The 20,446-nt window shown below is 43.0% G+C and carries 17 protein-coding genes; all 17 read left to right on the top strand.

Annotated features, from left to right (window positions below; translation table 11 throughout):
* The first annotated feature begins 177 nt into the window (after positions 1-177).
* The 17 genes from A8805_RS15880 (at position 178) to A8805_RS15800 (ending at position 20,445) form a co-directional block, all read left to right on the top strand.
* The gene (locus A8805_RS15880) at positions 178-1,839 is read left to right on the top strand and encodes an ABC transporter substrate-binding protein (protein WP_109712926.1); all 1,662 of its coding nucleotides are present in this window, start codon (positions 178-180) and stop codon (positions 1,837-1,839) included.
* A gap of 32 nt (positions 1,840-1,871) precedes the next feature.
* Positions 1,872-2,894, top strand: coding sequence for an ABC transporter permease (locus tag A8805_RS15875; protein ID WP_109712924.1), 1,023 nt, complete (start codon positions 1,872-1,874; stop codon positions 2,892-2,894).
* Positions 2,894-3,847, top strand: coding sequence for an ABC transporter permease (locus A8805_RS15870; protein WP_109712922.1), 954 nt, complete (start codon positions 2,894-2,896; stop codon positions 3,845-3,847). Before A8805_RS15875 ends, A8805_RS15870 begins: the two co-directional genes overlap by 1 nt.
* Positions 3,840-4,814: an ABC transporter ATP-binding protein gene (locus A8805_RS15865; protein ID WP_181392873.1), complete on the top strand. Its 975-nt coding sequence runs from the start codon at positions 3,840-3,842 to the stop codon at positions 4,812-4,814. Before A8805_RS15870 ends, A8805_RS15865 begins: the two co-directional genes overlap by 8 nt.
* A 14-nt stretch (positions 4,815-4,828) precedes the next feature.
* Positions 4,829-5,806, top strand: coding sequence for an ABC transporter ATP-binding protein (locus tag A8805_RS15860; protein ID WP_109712918.1), 978 nt, complete (start codon positions 4,829-4,831; stop codon positions 5,804-5,806).
* Positions 5,807-5,832: 26 nt separating this feature from the next.
* Positions 5,833-6,612 carry an aspartate/glutamate racemase family protein gene (locus tag A8805_RS15855; RefSeq protein WP_109712916.1) on the top strand — a complete coding sequence of 260 codons (780 nt, stop codon included), beginning with the start codon at positions 5,833-5,835 and terminating at the stop codon, positions 6,610-6,612.
* Positions 6,613-6,771: 159 nt separating this feature from the next.
* Positions 6,772-7,320, top strand: a complete 549-nt coding sequence (locus tag A8805_RS15850; protein WP_181392872.1) for a helix-turn-helix domain-containing protein — start codon at positions 6,772-6,774, stop codon at positions 7,318-7,320.
* A gap of 109 nt (positions 7,321-7,429) precedes the next feature.
* Positions 7,430-9,472, top strand: coding sequence for a hydantoinase/oxoprolinase family protein (locus tag A8805_RS15845; RefSeq protein ID WP_109712912.1), 2,043 nt, complete (start codon positions 7,430-7,432; stop codon positions 9,470-9,472).
* A 2-nt stretch (positions 9,473-9,474) separates the two neighbouring features.
* A complete protein-coding gene (locus A8805_RS15840; RefSeq protein ID WP_109712910.1) occupies positions 9,475-11,226 on the top strand; it encodes a hydantoinase B/oxoprolinase family protein in 1,752 nt (583 codons plus the stop codon).
* Complete coding sequence (locus A8805_RS15835; RefSeq protein ID WP_109712908.1) at positions 11,223-11,795, top strand: peptidylprolyl isomerase; 573 nt, start codon at positions 11,223-11,225, stop codon at positions 11,793-11,795. Before A8805_RS15840 ends, A8805_RS15835 begins: the two co-directional genes overlap by 4 nt.
* Before the next feature lie 308 nt (positions 11,796-12,103).
* Positions 12,104-12,934, top strand: coding sequence for a hypothetical protein (locus A8805_RS15830; protein ID WP_109712906.1), 831 nt, complete (start codon positions 12,104-12,106; stop codon positions 12,932-12,934).
* Between the two features lie 453 nt (positions 12,935-13,387).
* Positions 13,388-15,172, top strand: a complete 1,785-nt coding sequence (locus A8805_RS15825) for an NEAT domain-containing protein (RefSeq protein WP_109712904.1) — start codon at positions 13,388-13,390, stop codon at positions 15,170-15,172.
* Complete coding sequence (locus A8805_RS15820; RefSeq protein WP_242992435.1) at positions 15,165-15,944, top strand: heme-binding Shp domain-containing protein; 780 nt, start codon at positions 15,165-15,167, stop codon at positions 15,942-15,944. The genes A8805_RS15825 and A8805_RS15820 overlap by 8 nt, the downstream gene beginning before the upstream one ends.
* Before the next feature lie 3 nt (positions 15,945-15,947).
* On the top strand, positions 15,948-16,832 hold the full coding sequence (gene isdE / locus A8805_RS15815; protein ID WP_109712902.1) for a heme ABC transporter substrate-binding protein IsdE: 885 nt from the start codon (positions 15,948-15,950) through the stop codon (positions 16,830-16,832).
* 12 nt (positions 16,833-16,844) lie between these two features.
* Complete coding sequence (locus A8805_RS15810) at positions 16,845-17,837, top strand: FecCD family ABC transporter permease (protein ID WP_109712900.1); 993 nt, start codon at positions 16,845-16,847, stop codon at positions 17,835-17,837.
* Positions 17,827-18,603 (top strand): ABC transporter ATP-binding protein, encoded by a 777-nt coding sequence (locus A8805_RS15805; protein ID WP_109712898.1) that lies wholly within the window; start codon positions 17,827-17,829, stop codon positions 18,601-18,603. The genes A8805_RS15810 and A8805_RS15805 overlap by 11 nt, the downstream gene beginning before the upstream one ends.
* A 69-nt stretch (positions 18,604-18,672) precedes the next feature.
* On the top strand, positions 18,673-20,445 hold the full coding sequence (locus A8805_RS15800) for an ABC transporter ATP-binding protein/permease (RefSeq protein WP_109712896.1): 1,773 nt from the start codon (positions 18,673-18,675) through the stop codon (positions 20,443-20,445).
* Position 20,446 lies beyond the last annotated feature (1 nt).

Here is a 20,446-nt window from a genome sequence, read left to right as displayed (position 1 = left end):
TTTGATAAAAATATATCATGCTAAAGGTTATGAAGGAAGTTCAATAACTATAATTGCATAATTTCACATACCAGCAGGTATCTGTTAAAAAAGCGAGGACGTTTTTATACAACGTCCTCGCTTTTTTATATAAATTTTTTGTCTGAAACCCATGAAACCTAAAAAGGAGGAAAAGTTATGAAGAAAAAATTAATTTCTCTGTTACTGACACTGACGATGATTGGTGTTCTTATCACCGGATGTTCAGACAGCAGTAATGCGGCAACGAGCGAAAGCTCAGAGGAAAGTGGAGGTTCACAGTCAGGAGGTGATAAGATACTTCGTATATCACAGTCTTCAGGAGGAGTGATTGATCCGGCTACATCCGTTGACTGCACATCCTGTATTGCATATGCTAACCTATATGATTCTTTAGTTTACCCGGATATGGATAATAATCCGACCCCTTCTCTTGCAGACAGCTGGGAAACGTCGGAGGATGGACTTACCTGGACTTTTAAGCTGAAACAGGGAGTGAAATTCCATGACGGTTCCGATTTAAAAGCAAGTGATGTCGTATTTTCTATGAACCGTCTTCTTACAATGGGAGAAGGGTTTGCATATCTGTTTTCCGCTTATGTTGATTCCTGCGAAGCAACGGCAGATGATACAGTGATCTTTCATTTGAAGGAGTCTTTTGCCCCATTTTTATCTATTCTGCCAAGGCTGTATGTTTTGAATGAAGATTTGATTATGGATAATCTGGAAGCTGGTTCCTACGGTGATTATGGAGATTATGGGAAAGCGTTTCTTGCTGAAAATGATGCCGGCAGCGGTGCATATTATCTGACGGAAATGAAAACCCAGGACAGAATCTGTATGACAAGATTTGATGATTACATGCAGGAGTGGGATGAAAAGGCGCCTGAAGATGTAGAAATTGTTATGAACACAGAAACGGCTACCATCAGGACTATGATGAATAACGGGGAGCTGCAGGTTTCCGACCAGTGGCAGACCAGTGAGTCATATACCGCACTGGATGCCATTGACGGTGTAAATGTGGGGAGCTTCTCTAATGGGCAGCTTTTATATCTTATGCTGAATACAAAGAAACAGCCTACGGATGATGTGCATGTAAGACGTGCAATGGCTTACCTGATAGATTATGACCAGGTATGCGAGACTTTGTTTCCCGGTTACAAAAAAGTAAGCTCTGTAGTGCCGGAAGGAGTATTTGGATACAGTGATGAAGGCTATGAGTATAAATATGACCTAAAAAAGGCGGAAGAGGAACTGAAGCAGTCAAAATATTATAAAGATCTGACATCAGGCAGCCTTGCAGTTGAAGTAGAATGGATTTCAGATGTTCCGGATGAAGAAAAACTGGCGTTGCTTATACAGTCTACTGCTTCTGAGTTGGGGTTAAATGTAAAAGTGACAAAAGTACCTTGGGCAACACACGTTGATAACTGCGGAAGCGTAGATACAACTCCAAATTCATCTACCTGTTTTGTATCCAGTGAATATCCGGAGGCAGGAGCAATGCTATACCAGAGATTTCATTCTGATACCGCAGGAACCTGGCAGCAGACAGAATGGCTGCAAGATGAAAATGTGGACAATATGATTAAAAAGGCCCTGACAACATTAAATGATGACGAGAGGGCGGCAGCATATGCAGAAATCCAGAAAAAGGCAGCTGAAGAATGCTGGGGAATTGCTGTAGCAGAGCAGGCGGAAAAGCATGCTTATTATGACAATATTGAGATACCGGCTATCACACGTGCAGAAGCGGGAGAATCAGTGGCATTGCCTTTGGGATACAATTATTTGTTCCGCGATTTCCGTATGAATTAATGCAGCCCGGCAGAAAGAAAAGAGGATAATAAATGAACCTGAAAAAATTTATTATACATCGAATTTTGTTATCGATTGTAGTCATCTTCGGACTATCCATTGTCATTTTCAGTATTGCCCGGATTGTACCGGGGGACCCCGCCCGCATGGCCCTGGGTGCGACAGCAACAAAAGAGGCTCTGGAGAATTTCAGAATTGAAAATCATTTGAATAAATCATTGCCTGTGCAATACTTTTATTGGATTACCGGTGTACTGCAGGGGAATTTCGGAATGTCAACAACAACGGATAGAGCAGTGGCAAAAGATATTCTTCAATTTCTGCCGGCTACGGTTGAGATCGTGTTTTTCTCAACACTTCTGCTGATTTTTGGCTCCATCCTGATTGGAAAACTGGCCGCAAAGCATAAAGATACAGTAATTGACGGGATTCTTCGAGTATTTTCTTATGCAGGTGTGGCCATGCCTGGATTTGTAGTGGCTATTCTGTTACTGCTTTTGTTTGGATATATGTGGCAGGTTATTCCGGTATTAGGGCGTCTGAGTCCTGGAATGACTGCTCCGGCACATATAACCGGGCTATATATACTGGATGCTTTGTTGACCGGAAAGTTTGCTGTGGCCTGGGATGCATTTCTTCATATAAGTATACCGGCTGTTGCACTGGCATTAGGCGGTATGTTCCAGGATGCCAGACTGGTCCGAAATGCGATGGTTGAGAATTCTTCCAAAGACTATCTGGTAGCAATGAAGGGGTATGGTGTTCCGGAGAAGGTCATGAATAATAAATATTTGCTGAAGCCGTCTCTAATTCCGGCAGTATCCTGTATGGGAATGGATATTGCATCACTGATGGGAAATGCATTTTTGATTGAAACTATTTTCAGCTGGCCAGGCATCTCTAAATATGGTCTGAGCGCCATGCTGGCAAAAGATTTGAATGCAATCTCAGGGGTAATCATGGTATTCGGCGTCGTATTTGTAGCGATTAATATTATCGTGGATATTGTGGTGGCATACCTGGATCCCAGAATTCGTTTAGGAGGTGGGAATTAATGGCCGCAAACATAGAAAAAGAAATTCAGAAGGCACTGGCATTTGAAGCAAAACGAGTGGAGAAGCGGCCGATTCTGAATGCAAAAGATAACCGGCTGGAAAACCTGAAAAAAGCATGGTATAAATTTTCCAGAAATAAACTGTCGGTGGTGGGACTGATTACAGTCGTGATAGTGATACTGGCGGCAATTTTGGCTCCCTGCATTACGCCGTATCCAAAACATGCAGGAGCATTTACAGATTTTGCAAATGTCTGTAAGGCACCGGGGAAAGAATATCTGCTGGGCACGGACAACATGGGCAGGGATATTCTTACCCGAATTATCTACTCTTTCCGGGGAGCATTGTATATGTCCATTCTGGTGCTCGCTATTGCGGTACCAATTGGAACTATACTTGGCATCCTGGCGGGGTATATGAAAGGGACTATTGTAGATACCATTATCATGCGTATCACAGATATCTTTCTGTCTGTGCCGGCCATGCTTCTGGCATTGGCAGTGGCATCTGTGCTGGAGCCAAACCTGACTAACTCTATGATCGCAGTTACGGTTATGTGGTGGCCCTGGTACTGCCGTTTGGTTTATGGATCTGCCACGTCCTGCCGGCAGGAAAACTTTGTAATTGGAGCGGGCCTGATGGGAGCAGGAAAAATGCATATTATATTCAAAGAAATTTTACCCAACTGTATGTCCTCTATTTTTACAAAAATGGCTCTCGATGTAGGCTGGGTCATTCTAATTGGCGCAACACTAAGTTTTGTGGGCCTGGGAGAACAGCCTCCGACTCCGTCACTGGGGCAGATGGTATCAGATGGTTCCAGGTATATGCCCGATGCATGGTGGATGACGGTATTCCCGTCACTCGCAATTGTTATCATTATTCTTGGATTTAACTTCATGGGAGATGGCATCGGAGATATGCTGTCAAAGGGGGATGGAAAAAATGGCTGATGATAAGATACTCGAAATTAAGGATCTGAAACTTTGGTATAAAGTATATAAAGGTTATTCCAAGGTATTGGACGGAGTCAATATAGGTGTACATAAGGGAGAAAAAGTCGGAATTGTCGGTGAAGCCGGATGCGGGAAAACAACAACCGTAAAATCTATTCTGAATGTTATACCCGAACATCAGTATATTATACCCGACGGAGAGATCTTTTATAAAGGAAAAGATATTCTTAAGATGAATACGAAAGAAATAAACCAGGTTCGCAGCGGAGAAATTTCTATGATATATCAGGAACCGGCAAGTGCTCTGAACCCGGTGTTCACAATCGGGCAGCAGATGATGGATGTTGTAAATTATTCGAAACAGGGAAAAGGCAAAAACAAGGCAGAACAAAAGGAGATGGTCCTGCAGGCTATCAGGGACGTATTTATACCCGATCCAGAGAGAATCTTTGACTATTATCCCAATCAGCTTTCAGGGGGAATGAAACAGAGAATCTGCATCGCCATGGCAATTATGACCCAGAGGGATATGATGATTGCAGATGAACCGGGTACTGCACTGGATGTAACGATTCAGGATCAGGTGCATAAAACTCTGAACCGGCTTGTGGAAGAGCGGAATATGTCTTTGATTATGATTACCCATTCTCTTGGAGTGGCAAGAGAGCTGACGGACAGTATTCATGTCATGTATGCCGGTATGGTGGTAGAATCCGCGAAAACAGCAGATGTGTTCAAAGACACACTTCATCCCTACACAGTCGGCTTAATGGAAGCTGTACCCAGACTGGGAGGAGGAGGAATTCAATCGGGCATCTACGGGGCAATACCGGATTATCAGTACCCTCCAAATGGATGCAGGTTTGCTCCCCGCTGTTCCAGGGTTACAGAACAATGCCAAAACTGCAAACCAGAATTGAAGGATGTAGGTGGTGGACATAAAGTTGCCTGCTTTAATCTATAAAAGGAGGTTATGAGATGTCAGATATAATTATGCAAATTCAAAATCTGAAACAATATTTTCCGGTAAATAAAAAGGACAAAGATGGAAAGCCACTTTTTGTAAAAGCTGTAGATGATGTTTCTTTGGATATCAGACAAGGTGAAGTGATTGGACTGGTTGGAGAAAGTGGTTCGGGAAAGAGTACCATTGCTTATTCTGTGGTTGGAATGTACCGTCCTACAGAAGGGGAAATTCTGTTTGAAGGAAAGGACCTGAACGCCTCAAAAAACAGAGCGCTGGAAATGAAAAAAAATATTCAGATTGTGTTTCAGGACCCAGGTTCCTCTATGAATCCACATCAGACAATCAAAGAGATTCTGGAACTGCCTTTAAAGATTCATAAAATGTGTGCAGACAGGACTGAAAGAGAAGTAAAAATAAAGGAATTGCTGGAAATGGTGGAGCTTCCTGTAAGTTACATGTACAAAACTCCCGGTGCTATCGGCGGCGGTGAGCGACAGATGGTAGCAATTGCAAGAGCGTTGGCCTGTGAACCAAAGTTTTTGATTTTGGATGAACCAACGTCAGCGCTGGACGTTTCCATTCAGGCAAAAATTATTAATATGCTGCTGAAAATTCAAAAAGAAAGAAATCTTACTTATTTGTTCATTACACATGATCTGAGTCTGATGCGCAATATTGCAACGAGGGTAGCGATTCTGTATCTTGGGAAAATTGCGGAGATAGCACCGGCAGAGGAATTCTTCTATAAACCGGAGCATCCTTACACCCAGATGCTGATTTCCTCCATTCCTGTTGTTTCGGAAGAAGAGGAGGCGCTGAAACCAAAAAAAGTGGAGTCTACAGGAGAAATTCCGTCGCCTGTAAATATTCCGCCAGGATGCAGTTTCCATCTCAGATGTCCTTATGTTATGAACATCTGCAGAACGGAGGATCCGGTCATACAAATGTCAGATGATAGTCATGGCGTCCGCTGTCATTTGTGTGAATAAAGCAAAGCGGATGAAAGGAGATTCTAGTGAAAAGAAAAATTTTGTTTATCAACCCGGTAGGTCACGATACATGGAATAAAGAGGTAGGGGAGTATCTCAGCAGCTATAAAGACGAGGAAACGCAGCTTGAGGTGACCAGCCTGGAGGCGGGGCTTCCCGAGCATTTGGAATACAACTATTATGAGGTCTTAATTGCCGAAAAACTGCTGCATCGTATCAAGAAGGCGGAAAACGAAGGATATGATGCCTGCATAATTGGATGCTATTATGATCCCTTTCTGCAGGCGGCCAGAGAAATCTGTGAAAAAATGATTGTGACGGCTCCGGCAGAAGCGGCTATGCATATTGGTTCAACTCTGGGAAGTTCTTTTTCTGTACTGGTTGTGAGAAATAAAACAATGCCGGAAATGAAAGTTAACGTGTATCATCACGGGTTTGGAAATTATCTGGCTTCTTTTAGAAGTCTTGAAATAGGTGTCCAGAAATTGCAGGAAGATCCGGAGTATACAAAGGAAAGAATGAGACAGGAAATTAAAAAAGCGGTGGAGGAGGATCAGGCAGAAGTTGTTCTGCTGGGATGCACCATACAGATGGGGTTTTTCAGGCAATTGCAGGAAGAATTTCAGGTCCCTGTGATTGATGCTAATATCGCACCCTTAAAATATGCTGAATTTCTTTGTGAACTGAAAGAAAAAGCAGGATGGTATTTCAGTAAGAGAGGAATATATGAAGGCCCGCAGCAGGAAGAAATAAAGAAGTGGGGAATTGAGGAATATTTTCAGGTATCAGGAATGTGGGGGAAGTAATGGGAAATTGGAGGAGATTATAAAAGGACGGCGCAGCATACGAAGCTATGAAGATAAGCTGGTTATGAAAATTGCTGGCAAATAAACACTGTCAGGGAGTAATATAGAGAGGAGATGATGGCCGGGTATACGGCAAAAATAAGTGAAGCAGGTGATAAAATGGAAAAGAATATTGGAATCAAAATAAAAGAACTGAGAAAAGCAAAGAGATTTACACTGATGGAATTAAGCAGGATGGCCGGGATTTCTGTGAGCTTCCTGTCACAGATTGAAAATGGAAAATCAGCATTGACAGTTGTTACCCTCAATAAGATTGCAAATGCACTTAACGTACCTATGAAGGAGTTTTTTGAGGAAGGCACAGAAAAGGAGGAGTATGTAAGGAATGGTTCCGGGCATGCGCTGGAAGGAATGCAGAGGGCCTACGAAAGCATCAGCATACTTAGCGGTAGATTCGATAATCGTGTTCAGGATGCATTTCGAATGACCATGGCCCCCCACTTTGAAAAATTTGAAGAGCTGGATCATCCCGGAGAAGAGTTTTACTACATTTTGAAGGGGCAGATGACGGTAGTTATAGATGGGATTGAGCATACCGCATGTGAAGGAGAATCTATACATTTTCCGTCCACCCATCCACATAAAATTATTAATAAAGAAGATGAAGAGCTGGAAATGATTGCTGTGATTACGCCCACATTATTGTGATTTTTTAACCGAATCAAGGAAGTCCCTACGTCAAATGTGGAAAGCATTAAGTGGTGGATTGCGAATATCCGCTTTGACTGAAGAATTTCATACGAAAAGGAGGTAGAAAATGAGAGTTGCGACAGATATAGGAGGCACGTTTACAGATATCGTATACATAGACGAGAAAGGAAAAGTGTGTGTAAACAAAAGTCATACCACACCGCCTAACTATGAACAGGGTGTGCTGAATGTCATACAGAAGTGTGATATTTTACCGGAAGAAATAAAGGATCTGACTCACGGAACAACGGTGGTTATCAATGCACTAACAGAGCGGAAGGGAGCCAAAACAGGTCTGATTACCACGAAGGGATTCCGCGATATTTTAGAAATCGGCCGCGGCAACCGGCCGGATTTATTTAATTTTAACTTTAAAAAACCAAAGTCATTTGTTCCCAGGTATTTACGGCTGGAAGTGGAAGAACGGATGGATTATCAGGGGAATGAGCTGACGGTGCTGAAGGAAGAGGATATTAAGACCTGTATTGATACTTTTAAAAAAGAAGGCGTGGAAGCCATTGCAATTATATTTCTTCATTCTTATGTAAATGCGGAGCATGAAAAACAGGCAAAAGCCCTGGTAGAAAAATTATGGCCTGGAATTGCCGTTACGGCTTCCCATGAAGTTTCTAAGGAATGGCGGGAATATGAAAGGACGACAACGGCGGTCCTGAATTCCTATGTAAAACCGTCGGCTAAAACTTACATAGACAAGCTGTACAACAGATTAGAAGAGATGGAAATTAAGTGCCCCAAATATATTATGCAGAGCAATGGTGGGACTACTACATTTGAAAATGCTAAAGAAGTTCCTATTAATATGGTGGAGTCGGGACCGGTTGCCGGTATTTACGGAGCTGCAATGCTGGGAGAAATGCTGGGTGAGCATAAGGTCATTGCTTTTGATATTGGGGGGACTACAGCAAAGTGTTCTTTGGTTGATGGCGGTGAGGTGAAGACGACAACAGAGTACAAAATCGAAAAGAACGCCCGTTTCCCGGGATATCCTATCCGGGTACCGGTAGTAGATATTGTGGAAATCGGAAATGGGGGCGGTTCTATAGCCTGGATTGATAATACAAATTCCCTTCGTGTAGGACCGAAATCAGCGGGAGCACTGCCGGGGCCGGTTGCCTATCAAAAGGGCGGAACAGAGCCCACTACAACAGACGCAAATCTGGTAGTAGGACGATTATCACCAAAGAATTTCGATATGGATGTGGATATGGAAAAAGTGCGCGGAGCAATCCGGGAAAAAATAGGAGACGCGTATGGAATTGATGTTCTGGAGGCAGCAATGGGAATCATCCGTGTGGCAAATTCCAACATGCTCAATGCGCTGAAGCTTGTATCCATAAGAAAGGGCTATGATCCCCGTGAATTTGTGCTGGTTGCCTTTGGAGGAGGGGGGCCTATGCATGCGGCGGCGCTGGCAAAAGAGCTGAACATTAAAAAGGTTATCATTCCCCTGGCTGCTTCTGTATTTTCTGCATGGGGGATGTTGATGACAGACTTGCGTTCTGATGATATCCAGACTTACCAGGTGAAGTTGGAAAATCCAGATTTTGACGAAATTAATTTAGAATGGAAAAAACTAAAAGAAAAGGCCTATACCGATAATGAAAAGAAAGGAATCCCAAAGAAGGACGTATATTTCCAGCATTATCTGGATATGCGTTATGTGGGACAGGACCACACTGTAAAGGTAAAAGTACCTAATGAGGATATGTCGCCGGAAAATATCGGCGAATTTATCAAGGCATTCCATAAGGAGCATGAGCAGAACTATTCCTTCCGTCTGGAAGAAAGTGGTGTGGAAATTGTAAATATGCACCTGGCATCTTTCGGAAAAATCGAAAAAACACCAATTAAAGAGATTGCAGCTCTTCCATACAGCCTGAAAGAAACGGTGAAAGAAGTACGTCCGGTTATTTTTGAGGAAGCCGGAACCCTTGATACGAAAATTTACGACAGAGAAAAAATATCTCCGGGAATGGAGTTGGAAGGCCCGGCGATTATTGAAGAAACCAGTTCTTCAGCAGTTATTTATCCTGGTATGAAAGCATCTATTGACAAGTTTGGAAATATTTTAATTGAAACGGGGGTTTGAAAATGAGCAGTAAAAGCGTAGATTTAATTACACTGGATATTATCCGCGATTCGTTGCTGGCTATTGGAGAGGAGATGTTTATTGCTGTGGCAAGAACCTCCAAAAGTCCAATTATTTATGAATGCCTGGATTTTGCGTCCGGGATTACCGATAAAAATGGACGACTTCTCACCCAGGGAAACGGCGCATGTGGATTTCTTGGAATGCTGACCTCACTGGTTCACTCTGTAATCGAAAAATATACAAAAAAGGAAAACCTCAAAGAAGGGGATTTGATTATCTGTAATGACCCTTACGGCGGGGGTGGATCCCATCTGCAGGACGTAGGGCTGGTGCTCCCGGTTTTTATTGACGGTGAACTTTTTGGTTACTGTGTAAATAAATGCCACTGGTCAGAGCTGGGGGGAAAAGATCCGGGCTATGCAGTGGATTCCAGTGAGATTTATCAGGAAGGACTTCAGTTCCCCTGTCTGAAACTGTTTGAAGAAGGAAAAATTAATGAAACAATTGTTGAGATTATCCGCAGCAATGTCCGCCTGCCTGATATGTCCATCGGAGATATGTGGGCCCAGATTTCCGGCCTTAGGACAGGGCAGAAGCGTTTGAATGAAATATGTGCAAAATACGGCACACAGACAGTAGATCAGGCTATTGAAAGGCTGATCCAGAGCAGTGCCGAGTTTTCGCGCAGCCAGGTGGGTATGCTCCCTGATGGAGTTTATACAGCTAGAGGTATGATGGATAAAGATATCCTGGGTAATGGTCCATTCCCGATTCAGGTAAAGGTAACGATTGAAGGGGATCAGATGTATGTAGACTTTACAGGAAGTGCGCCGCAGACAAAAGGCCCGATTAATGTGGCCTATGACGGGCTGGTGTCCGCAATCAGAAGTATTTTCCTGGCCTGCACGGATTCCTCACAGAATGTCAATGATGGAGTATTTGAAAACTTGCATGTAAAGGCTGAAAAGGGAAGTATCTTCAACGCTGTCCGCCCGGCGGCGGTTTCCTGTTATTATGAATCTATGCAGTATGCCCAGGACCTGGTGTGGCAGGCCATGGAGCCTATCGTAGAAAAAGGGAAACTGACGGCAGGACATTTTATTACAGTAGGTGCATATTCTATTTCCGGCACTCACTCTGTCACCGGAGAAACTTTTGTAGATGTGGGGCCGACTCTGGGCGGGTGGGGAGCCGGCTATGACAGAGATGGAGACAGTGCACAGTTCTGTACAGGTGACGGTGAGACATACAATATTCCCGCAGAGGTTCTGGAGGCAAAGTTTGGATATCGCGTAACGGAATATGCTTTAAATACGACAGATGCCGGCGCAGGAGAACACCGTGGAGGTTATGGAATTATTCTGGGACATGAGGCATTGAATGAAGGTATGACTTTTTCCGGGACTTACGGTAGATTTGAGTATCCGGCCTGGGGCTTTGACGGAGGAAAGGAAGGGTCCCCCAGCGGATTTGATTTTCTTCTGAAAGATGGGACCTATGTGCCTCAGCGCGGTACAGGATCAAAAATAGAAATGAAGAAAGGCGATATTGCCCGTATGGTGACTGGCACCGGAGGGGGGTATGGGAACCCATTTGCCCGGCCTGCTGAAAAAGTGGCTATGGATGTGAAAAATGAATATGTTACTATAGACGCGGCTGAAAAAATTTATGGTGTTCTTCTGGATTCGGAAACATTTTCCGTATTAGGCATTACGGAGAAAAGAAAGAAGTTTTTGGAGAAAGTATCATGAACCCCAAGGCAGTCATTTATATGGACAGCGGAAATAAAATTGTAATAGAACTTCTTCCTAATGTGGCCCCGAATACTGTAAACAGCTTCATCTACGCCGTACAGATGGGAGTTTTTAACCAGCATGACATAGAACGTATTGTACCCGAAGACTGGATTGACGTAAGTTATTCAGGGTTTGGGAAAAAGGAAGGGCAATATTTAATCCCTTATGAGTATGAACTGCACCCCGAGATTGAGCCATTGGATTCCGGGCCTGGATGCGTATGCATGGGCGGATATGGTAAAATCGGACAGTCCGGATGTGAATTCTTTTTTCCTCTGCGGGAATGCCCGGAACACAAAGGAATTTATCCTGTGTTTGGGCGGATACTGCATGGCCGGGAAGAGTTAGAGCGGTTGAAGAACCTGGAATTGGAGTCGGTAACGGATTATCCATATCCGGGAGTAAAAGTAAATAAACCAAAGGTTCCTCAGAGGATTCTGAGAGTAGAGGTAAAATTATACGGGCAGGGATTTCCCGGGCCGGTCAGAATTCAGTCGGATGAGAGGCCCAAATGCTGGGATTAGCGTCAAGCTGAAAGATAAAAATTTTTTATGAAATAAAAACAGAGTCCATGGGAATATATGCTCTGTTTTTGTTTCGTATAGAAAAATGCATTTGGCCAAGAATGAGGCTGAAGAAATGAAGACAACAAGGTGGCTGGCAAGTTGACATCCTACAAAATGAATGATAAACTACACATCATAGTTAGCCAAAACTAACCTATATGCAAATTAAAATATTCGTCTGCAATAGGGCTTCTTGCGGGGAGGGGCAGTTCAAAAGGACGAGAAACTTTGCCCCGCAAATCTTATAACAGAAGGGGGAATGGATTATGTCAGATTCGGCTGATATTCTGAGACTGCGGGTACTGCTGACCTTTTTGAAAGATGACGAAACCTGTACCGTGATGGGAATTTCCCGAACGCTGAATGAAACAAAACAAACGATCAGTAGAATCATCATATCATTGGAGAAGGAAGGGCTGATTGACCGAAGCAACCAACGGCGTCCGGTCCTCACCGATATGGGGCAGAGGATGGCGCTTTTATATGGAGAACGGATCAATATATCTCTGAATCATCTGATGTACGAGGGTGTAAATGTAGAAAGCGCAAAAAGAGATGCCTATCGTTGGGCACTGTACAATACCGATGATACAATGGAAGTAATTCGCAGTGCGGAGGAAAAGTACCGCGTCAAGTATGAACTGCGGAAGCAATATCGGTTTACTGGAACGGACCTCTGCAAAAAGCTGAAAGATGGTGAATACCGTTTTCCATTTATAATCTATCGGGAGCATGTACATAACGGAAGCAATATCTCAATGGCAAATGAGGGATTTGAACATCCCTGCACACTCAGCGTGAAGAATGGTGTGGGAACAGTCCAGCTAAAGGCACTGGAACTTACGGAGAATTCTGCTGCAACCGGAAAGCAGATGCGCGGTATAATTAAAAGCCTGAAATACTTTGACAGCGGCAATTTTATTGGAGCAGAAAAAAACGGAAACCTTCTATCCTTTCCGGCAAGTATTTTGAGTTTTATAAATATAGGCGAAGGGATGGGACAACTTCTGCATGGAATCGCATGTGTAAAAATGAAGAGTAATGTTGACGTTGTGCATATGCCAAATTCAACGGCAATATTTACCATACTGATATAGAATCAGGTGCTTTAATTAACGACTGCATTAGAATTATGTATTTTTGTCGCAGATGTGTGACTTTGAAAAGCCGTATAAAAACAGCTTTTTTAATTTGTTGACTTGCAAAAACAGCCTTTTTGTCACAGGCGTGAGACAAACTCGTAGTACCAAAAGAAAAAAAGTATGCTATACTTTCCTTGTTCTGAAAAGAGATGTGTGCCTGTGGGCATATTATTTTGCCTTACGGGTTAGCTGTAGCTAACACCTATAATGAAAGGCAGCTCTGCAGAAAAGAAGAAGAAAACACTTCTTCATGGGAGACCGCACTGCGGCGTAAGTGGTAGATGTGGCTATGCGGCCGCCACAAGAGTTTGTTTTACAAACTCTTTATTTTAGGCAATGCGGTTAGTTTGTTCTAACCGAAATTCAACTACCCTGGGATGAGGGAGAAGTAAAAGGAGGAATTTAACAATGGCAACAAAAAGTACAAAACAAGGTGGGTCACTTTTAAAACGCGGCTTAACCCTTTTTCTGGCAATAGCCTTGACTTTGAACACCAATATAATGCAAGTGTTCGCAGCAGGGGATGCTCCTACAGAACCTGGTACTTATACAGTCCCGATTGAATCGCTGGTAAGTAAAGCACCTCTTCCGGCTGTTCAAAGTGCTTTTGCTGGAGCATTTGGAAATAGTGCTGAAGTTACTGTTGATGAAAGCGGCAATAAAGTTGCTACCGTCCGTGCACAGCATATGATAATCAACTTTGGCGGAGAGTACCATGCAAATATTAAGACAATAGATGGAGCGACCTATCACTCCTACAAAACAGAATTGTATTCCCCTGCATTCGGTGATCCTTCTGTGACAGAGGCGATTGAAGTTCCGGACGAGATATCATTTCCTTTGCCTGCAGCAAATGGAGATGGAAGCTATGCTATAACGCTTACGGTGGATTTTATGGATGTGTTTATGGGAGGTGGAAATCCCTATCCGACGGGTGTTACTTTGACACTTGATTTTGTAAATGCCGTAGCTCATACAACCGGATTAAGCAACTTGATTGCTTCTTATGAAGGGTTAAACGAAGAAGACTATACAGCAGAGACATGGTCAGCTTTACAGGCTGTACTTGTACAGGCCAGGGAAATGGCAGCAAATGGAGCATCTATGGCGGATATTAATGCTATGATTGCACAGTTACAGGCAGCAAAAGATAACCTTGAATGGAAAGGTGGAAGTTATAGTAAAGTAGATGCTGCGCTGGCTAAAATTCCAGCGGATTCAAGTCTTTATACCGAGGAGTCCTGGAATGCCCTTATGGCAGCAAAAGATGCCGTACAGCGGGGGCTGACACCAGACAGACAAGAGGAAATTGATGCCTGGGCAGTTGAAATCGAAGGGAAAATTGCAGCTCTAGTCTATAGAGATGCCGATTATGCCAAGGTAGATCAGGCTGTTGCCGGTGTACCTAAAGATTTAAGCAAATATACAGACGAATCTGTAAAAACTTTGCAAAACGCCCTTGATGGAGTGGTTCGTGATCTTAAAATCAATGAGCAGGCAAGAGTTGACAAAATGGCCAGCGACATTAATGCTGCCGTAAAAGCTCTGACAGAGAAAAACACATCTGGCAACACAGGGAAAGATACTCCTGGTAACACAGACGGCACTTTGGACAAGGATAATCTGGCAGACGGAATATACAAAGTTTCTGTTAAACTATGGCATGCAACAAATAACAATCCTTCCATGGCAGCAGCTTCCATGAAAGAAAGTGCAAGAATCACTGTTAAAAACGGTGTACCTACCATGTATGTATATACCCAGCCTATGACATTTGGAAGTATTACAGCCAGTCTTCAGGAACTAAAGATTGCCGATTTAAATGGAAATTATGCAGTGGCAAGTGTTGGGAGTAAAGATGCTTCCGGTAACCCCACCTCCTTTTCATTCGGACTTCCCCATACTCAGGAATACATTATGGTAAAGGTAAATCCTCATGTTGAAATGATGGGGAATCAAGACTTAGATGCAAGAATCCGTGTTGATTATGCTTCTCTGGAAAAGGAATCCGATAATCCCGATGATCCTTCTATAGATCTGACAGGCACAGATATAAAAGGTGGAAATAGCAGTGCTCCGAAAACTGGTGATAATTCTGATGTTCTCATGTATGGCCTGCTGGCATCCGCTTTTGCAAGTATCATCCTTTTGATGGTATTTACCAGAAAACGCAGGGAGAATGTAAATGAATAAAAAGATACAAATGTCCCGAAGATTAAAAAAGCTCTTTTACGGGTTGATGACAGCTATCTTGCTGATGGCTGTCCCTCTCCCGGTTTTTGCCTTCGAGGATGGAGCCTATACGGTATCAAGGACAACTTCCTATGCCAACCCTGAAACCGGGGAAACGGCAGATGGAGGAACCAATATTGCTCTGGGAGACAGTATGAGCGAAAGTATTGTTGAAAAAGAAGTATTGGTAGAACAATCCAGGGAGAAAACTTATGTGACTCTGGGAATTGGGCTGATGTCTAATATCAGCAATGTAAAAGTGCAGATACAGAAGGAAGACGGTACATACAGCGATGTTGAAATTACACAAACCGGAAGCCATGAAACAAATGGTGATACTTGTAATCACTATCGCTTTGAAGTAGATTCCACAGATAAATACATCAGTCCGATTCTTTATGTAGACCCAATGGGAAGAGATGTCCAGTTTTTTGTAAAGCTGAATATGGAGACTGCAAAACCAGGAACCGGAATTTTTTTGAGTGAGATGATTCCGGCAGAAAGTCAGGCAGAGAAATACGAAGAGGAAAATAACAGTACCGGCTCTCATTCAGAAGAAACGAAAGAACAGCCCGAGGAGGTCATAGAAGAGACGGAGGCACAGCCCGAAGAGGTTATAGAAGAAACAGAAACACAACCTGGCGTCAGGTATGTGATAATTGGAATTGCCGCCGCAGTTCTTATTGCGGCGGGAACAGGTATAGTTCTTATCTGCAAAAGGAGAAAGAAATAGGCTATGAAGAAAATCAAACTACTTATACCGTTATTTACTTTTCTTCTGCTGACAGGATGTGTAGATCAGTCCGGAGGCAATATTTCAACGGATAGTAAGGAAAATGAACCTCGTATTGTGGCTACATCGGTAGCCACTTGTGAGATTTTAGATAAGCTAGAAATTGATTTTGTAGTAGGTGTGCCTGAAACACAAAACTATGCGATTCCAGAGCGGTATGAGGGAGTGAAAAGTGTTGGTTCCCCTATGGCACCCAATATGGAAATCGTGAAATCTCTGAATCCATCCATTATTTTATCGCCAAATTCGCTGGAAGGAGAGCTGAAGCCTCAATACGATGCGATTGAGGCAGACAGCTACTTCCTGAACCTAAAAAGTGTAGACGGGATGTATCAGTCCATCCGGGAGCTGGGAGAAATGTTTGGCAAAGAAGAGCCGGCAGAGCAGCTTTACAGGGATTTTGAATCCTTTAAAACGACTTATTCGAATGACCGTGCTGAACAAGAAGAGACCACTGTTCTGATTTTGATGGGACTTCCCGGTTCTTATGTTGTTGCAACGGAAAGCAGTTATGTGGGCAGCTTAGTAAAGCTGGCAGGCGGGATAAATGTTTATGGTGACGGAGACGGACAGGATTTTCTGAACATTAATACGGAGGATATGCTTGGAAAAGCTCCGGATATTATTCTGCGTACTTCCCATGCTATGCCGGAACAAGTAAAAATCATGTTTGCAGAAGAATTTGAAACAAATGATATATGGAAACATTTTACTGCTGTACAAAATAGCAGAGTGTATGACCTGGATAATGAAAAGTTTGGCATGAGCGCTACTTTTCGTTATAAAGAAGCATTGGAGGACTTATATCCAATTCTTTATAGTCAATAAGGAGGAAAGTTTGTGATAAGCACAAGAAAAAAGGTACTATCCTTTGTAATAACTGCAATAGGACTTCTATTTTTATTCCTGATTGCTGTTAATACTGGCAGCTTAAAGGTTTCCCCCATAGAGCTGTTCAAAGGATTATTCATAGAATACAACCCAGATGTGGCAACCATTTATGACCTGCGCTTTCCCCGGATTTTCATCGCGATATTCGGTGGTACGGCAACCGCTGTTTCCGGTGTTTTGCTGCAGGCACTTCTGAAAAATCCTCTTGCCGACCCCGGCATTATCGGTATTAGCTCAGGTGCAAGTCTTGCAGCGGTCCTCATTACTGCTTTTTTCCCAACACTCTACTTCGTTACACCACTTTTTGCATTTCTCGGCGGTATGGCTGCCTTTTTGCTGGTATACAGTCTTTCATGGAGAGGCGGTCTTTCTCCTCTTAGAATTATTCTCGTCGGCGTAGCAGTAAATGCCATGTTCATGGGTATTATGAGTGCTTTTAACAGCGGTACCGGAAGTAACTATTCAGGTGTGGCAAGCATAGTCAATGCCAATATCACCATGAAGATCTGGAATGACTTTTTCACTCTTTTTATTTATGTAATGATTGGTCTCATTCTCTCCATCTTTGTGCTTGGGCAGTGTAACCTGCTGGCGTTAGAGGAGAAGACAGCGAGAAGCCTCGGCGTAAATGTTACAAGAAACCGGATTATGATTTCCGCTATTGCGGTTTTGCTCGCGAGTATTTCCACTTCGGTGATTGGCCCTATCAGTTTTCTGGGGCTCATCGTTCCGCATATTGCAAGGCTTTTAGTAGGCAGTAATCATAAGGTGCTGGTACCCTATAGTATGATTCTGGGGGCATTCACCTTGCTGCTTGCAGACACAGTGGGGCGGACAATTGCATCACCTTATGAAATCAGTGCGTCAATTATTATGTCGGTGGCGGGCGGTCCGTTTTTCATTCTTTTGCTGAGGAGGTCAAAACAGAATTATGGCGGATAATATTTTTACTATCAAGGATCTTTCTTTTTCGTATGGAAAGTACGAAGTAATAAAAAGACTTGATCTCACACTCCACGAAGGAACAATAACTACATTGATTGGCGCCAATGGATGCGGAAAGAGTACGTTATTCAATTTAATGACCAAGAACCTGAAACCGGATGACGGAACGATTTCGCTCCATGACGAAAATATTGCAAATATCCGCTTAAAGAAGTTTGCGAGGCAGGCGGCCATTGTTCATCAGTATAATACAGCCCCGGCAGATTTGAGCGTAGAAAAACTGATTTCTTATGGGCGGACTCCTTATCACAGGATGGGAATTTCTCAGGATACGAAAGAAGACGAAGAAAAAATCCGCTGGGCGATGGAAATTACCCATACGCTTAAGCATAAAGATAAGCCGGCAGCAGAGCTTTCCGGGGGACAGAAACAGAGAGTCTGGATTGCTATGGCGCTGGCACAAGACACGAAAATACTTTTTTTGGATGAGCCGACCACCTATCTGGATATCCGGTATCAACTGCAGATTTTAAAACTCATTCGTCAGTTGAACCGGGAATACGGTATTACCATCGTCATGGTTCTCCATGATATCAACCAATCTCTTTATTATAGCGATGAAATCGTGGCTATGCAGGATGGGAAAATCATTGCCCAGGGACGGCCGGAGGAGATTATCACTTCTGAACTGGTGCGTACGGTGTATGATGTGGAGCTTAATATTCAGAATGTGGACGGGAAGCCTTTCGTTATTCCAATATAACATTGGGGATAACATTTTAAGGCACTTATTGACATCATACAAAGCGAATGACAAAGGCGGTTTAATTTCATGATTATAAATAAAAGATTGATTGGAACAATAAGCGAAAGTAAAAAATACATAGCAGGGAATGTTGTATTGCAGTGGTGTTCACTTGTGGCAAATATGGTTATAATGACAAGCATCACAAGCCTGCTGGCACTTCTTTTTATCGGCAAAGGGGATACTGGCAGTATGATTACTACATTTATTGTGGTGGTTATTGCTGTAGTGATTCGTTTTGTCTGTTCAACAGGAGCTTCCCGGATGGGATATCTATCGGCAAAAGAGGTAAAGAAAACCTTGCGGGCAAAAATCTACGAAAAACTTCTGAGTCTGGGGGGTTCCTATAAGGAGGCGGTCAAAACTTCTGAAGTCGTACAAGTGGCGGTAGAGGGTGTAGATCAGCTTGAGACCTACTTCGGCTCTTATTTACCTCAGTTTTTCTATGCCATGCTGGCCCCGCTGACCTTATTTACTTATCTAAGTTTTATAAATGTTCCATCGGCAATTGTATTGCTCGTTTGTGTCCCGCTGATTCCCATTTCCATTGCCGCAGTACAGACCATAGCGAAAAAAATTCTATCCAAATATTGGGGGAAGTATACAGCTTTAGGCGATACATTCCTTGAAAACCTGCAGGGGCTGACAACATTAAAGATTTATCAGGCAGACGAATTCAAAAACGAAGAAATGAACGCAGAAGCGGAGAAGTTCCGTAAGGTTACCATGAAGGTGCTGACGATGCAGCTTAATTCCATTATTCTTATGGATTTGATTGCCTATGGAGGTGCAGCTTTGGGCATCATTATGGCTGTCACTCAGTATGCGAAAGGTAATGTTACTCTTGCAGGCTGTATGCTTATTATCTTATTGTCAGCGGAATTTTTTATTCCCATGAGGCAGTTGGGCAGCTTTTTCCATATTGCAATGAATGGTATGGCAGCCAGTGATAAGATTTTCAAGCTATTAGATGTTCCTGAGAATGAAATAAAGTCTGGTACCCTGGACAAATCACAGGCTTATTCAACAAAAATAGAATCAGGTTCTAAAATAGGTACAATTACCTGCAGGGATTTGCATTTTTCCTATGAAAAAGACCAGGAAGTTCTTCATGGAATCCATCTTTCTTTTCCTCAGGAGAGTTTTACCGCAATTGTAGGTGAAAGCGGTTGTGGAAAGTCTACCATTGCTTCGGTTTTAATGGGGCGTAATAAAGATTATTCCGGTTTGGTTTCCATTGGAAAAACGGAGCTAAAGAGTATCCCGGAAAGTAGCTTAATGAACAATATAACCTACATTAGTAACCAGAGTTATTTGTTCAAGGGCACTGTACGGTACAATCTTTTAATGGGAAATTCTGAGGCCGGAGACAAAGAACTGTGGTCCGTATTGGAACGGGTAAATCTTTCGGGTTTTCTAAAAAACGAAAATGGACTGGATACACTGCTTTTAGAGAAAGCCGAAAATCTGTCCGGCGGCCAGTGTCAGAGGCTGGCACTGGCAAGGGCATTGCTGCATGACAGTCCAGTATACATCTTTGACGAAGCCACCTCCAATATTGACGTGGAGAGTGAAAATGATATTATGAAGGAAGTTCATGCTCTTGCAAAAAGTAAAACAGTGATACTCATTTCTCACAGGCTTGCCAATGTGGTACATGCAGACAACATCTATGTGCTGGAAGAAGGATCTGTTGCAGAAGAGGGCACCCATAAAGAACTGCTGGAAAACCATGGTTTGTATCAAAAGATGTGGAACACTCAGCAAGACCTTGAAAACTATGGAAAGGACAGAAACTAAT

This window comes from Faecalicatena contorta (assembly GCF_003149105.1).
GTDB lineage: Bacteria > Bacillota > Clostridia > Lachnospirales > Lachnospiraceae > Muricomes > Muricomes contortus_C.
The sequence above is the reverse complement of the archived record's forward strand: the minus strand, read 5'-3'. Positions and strand labels throughout refer to the sequence as shown.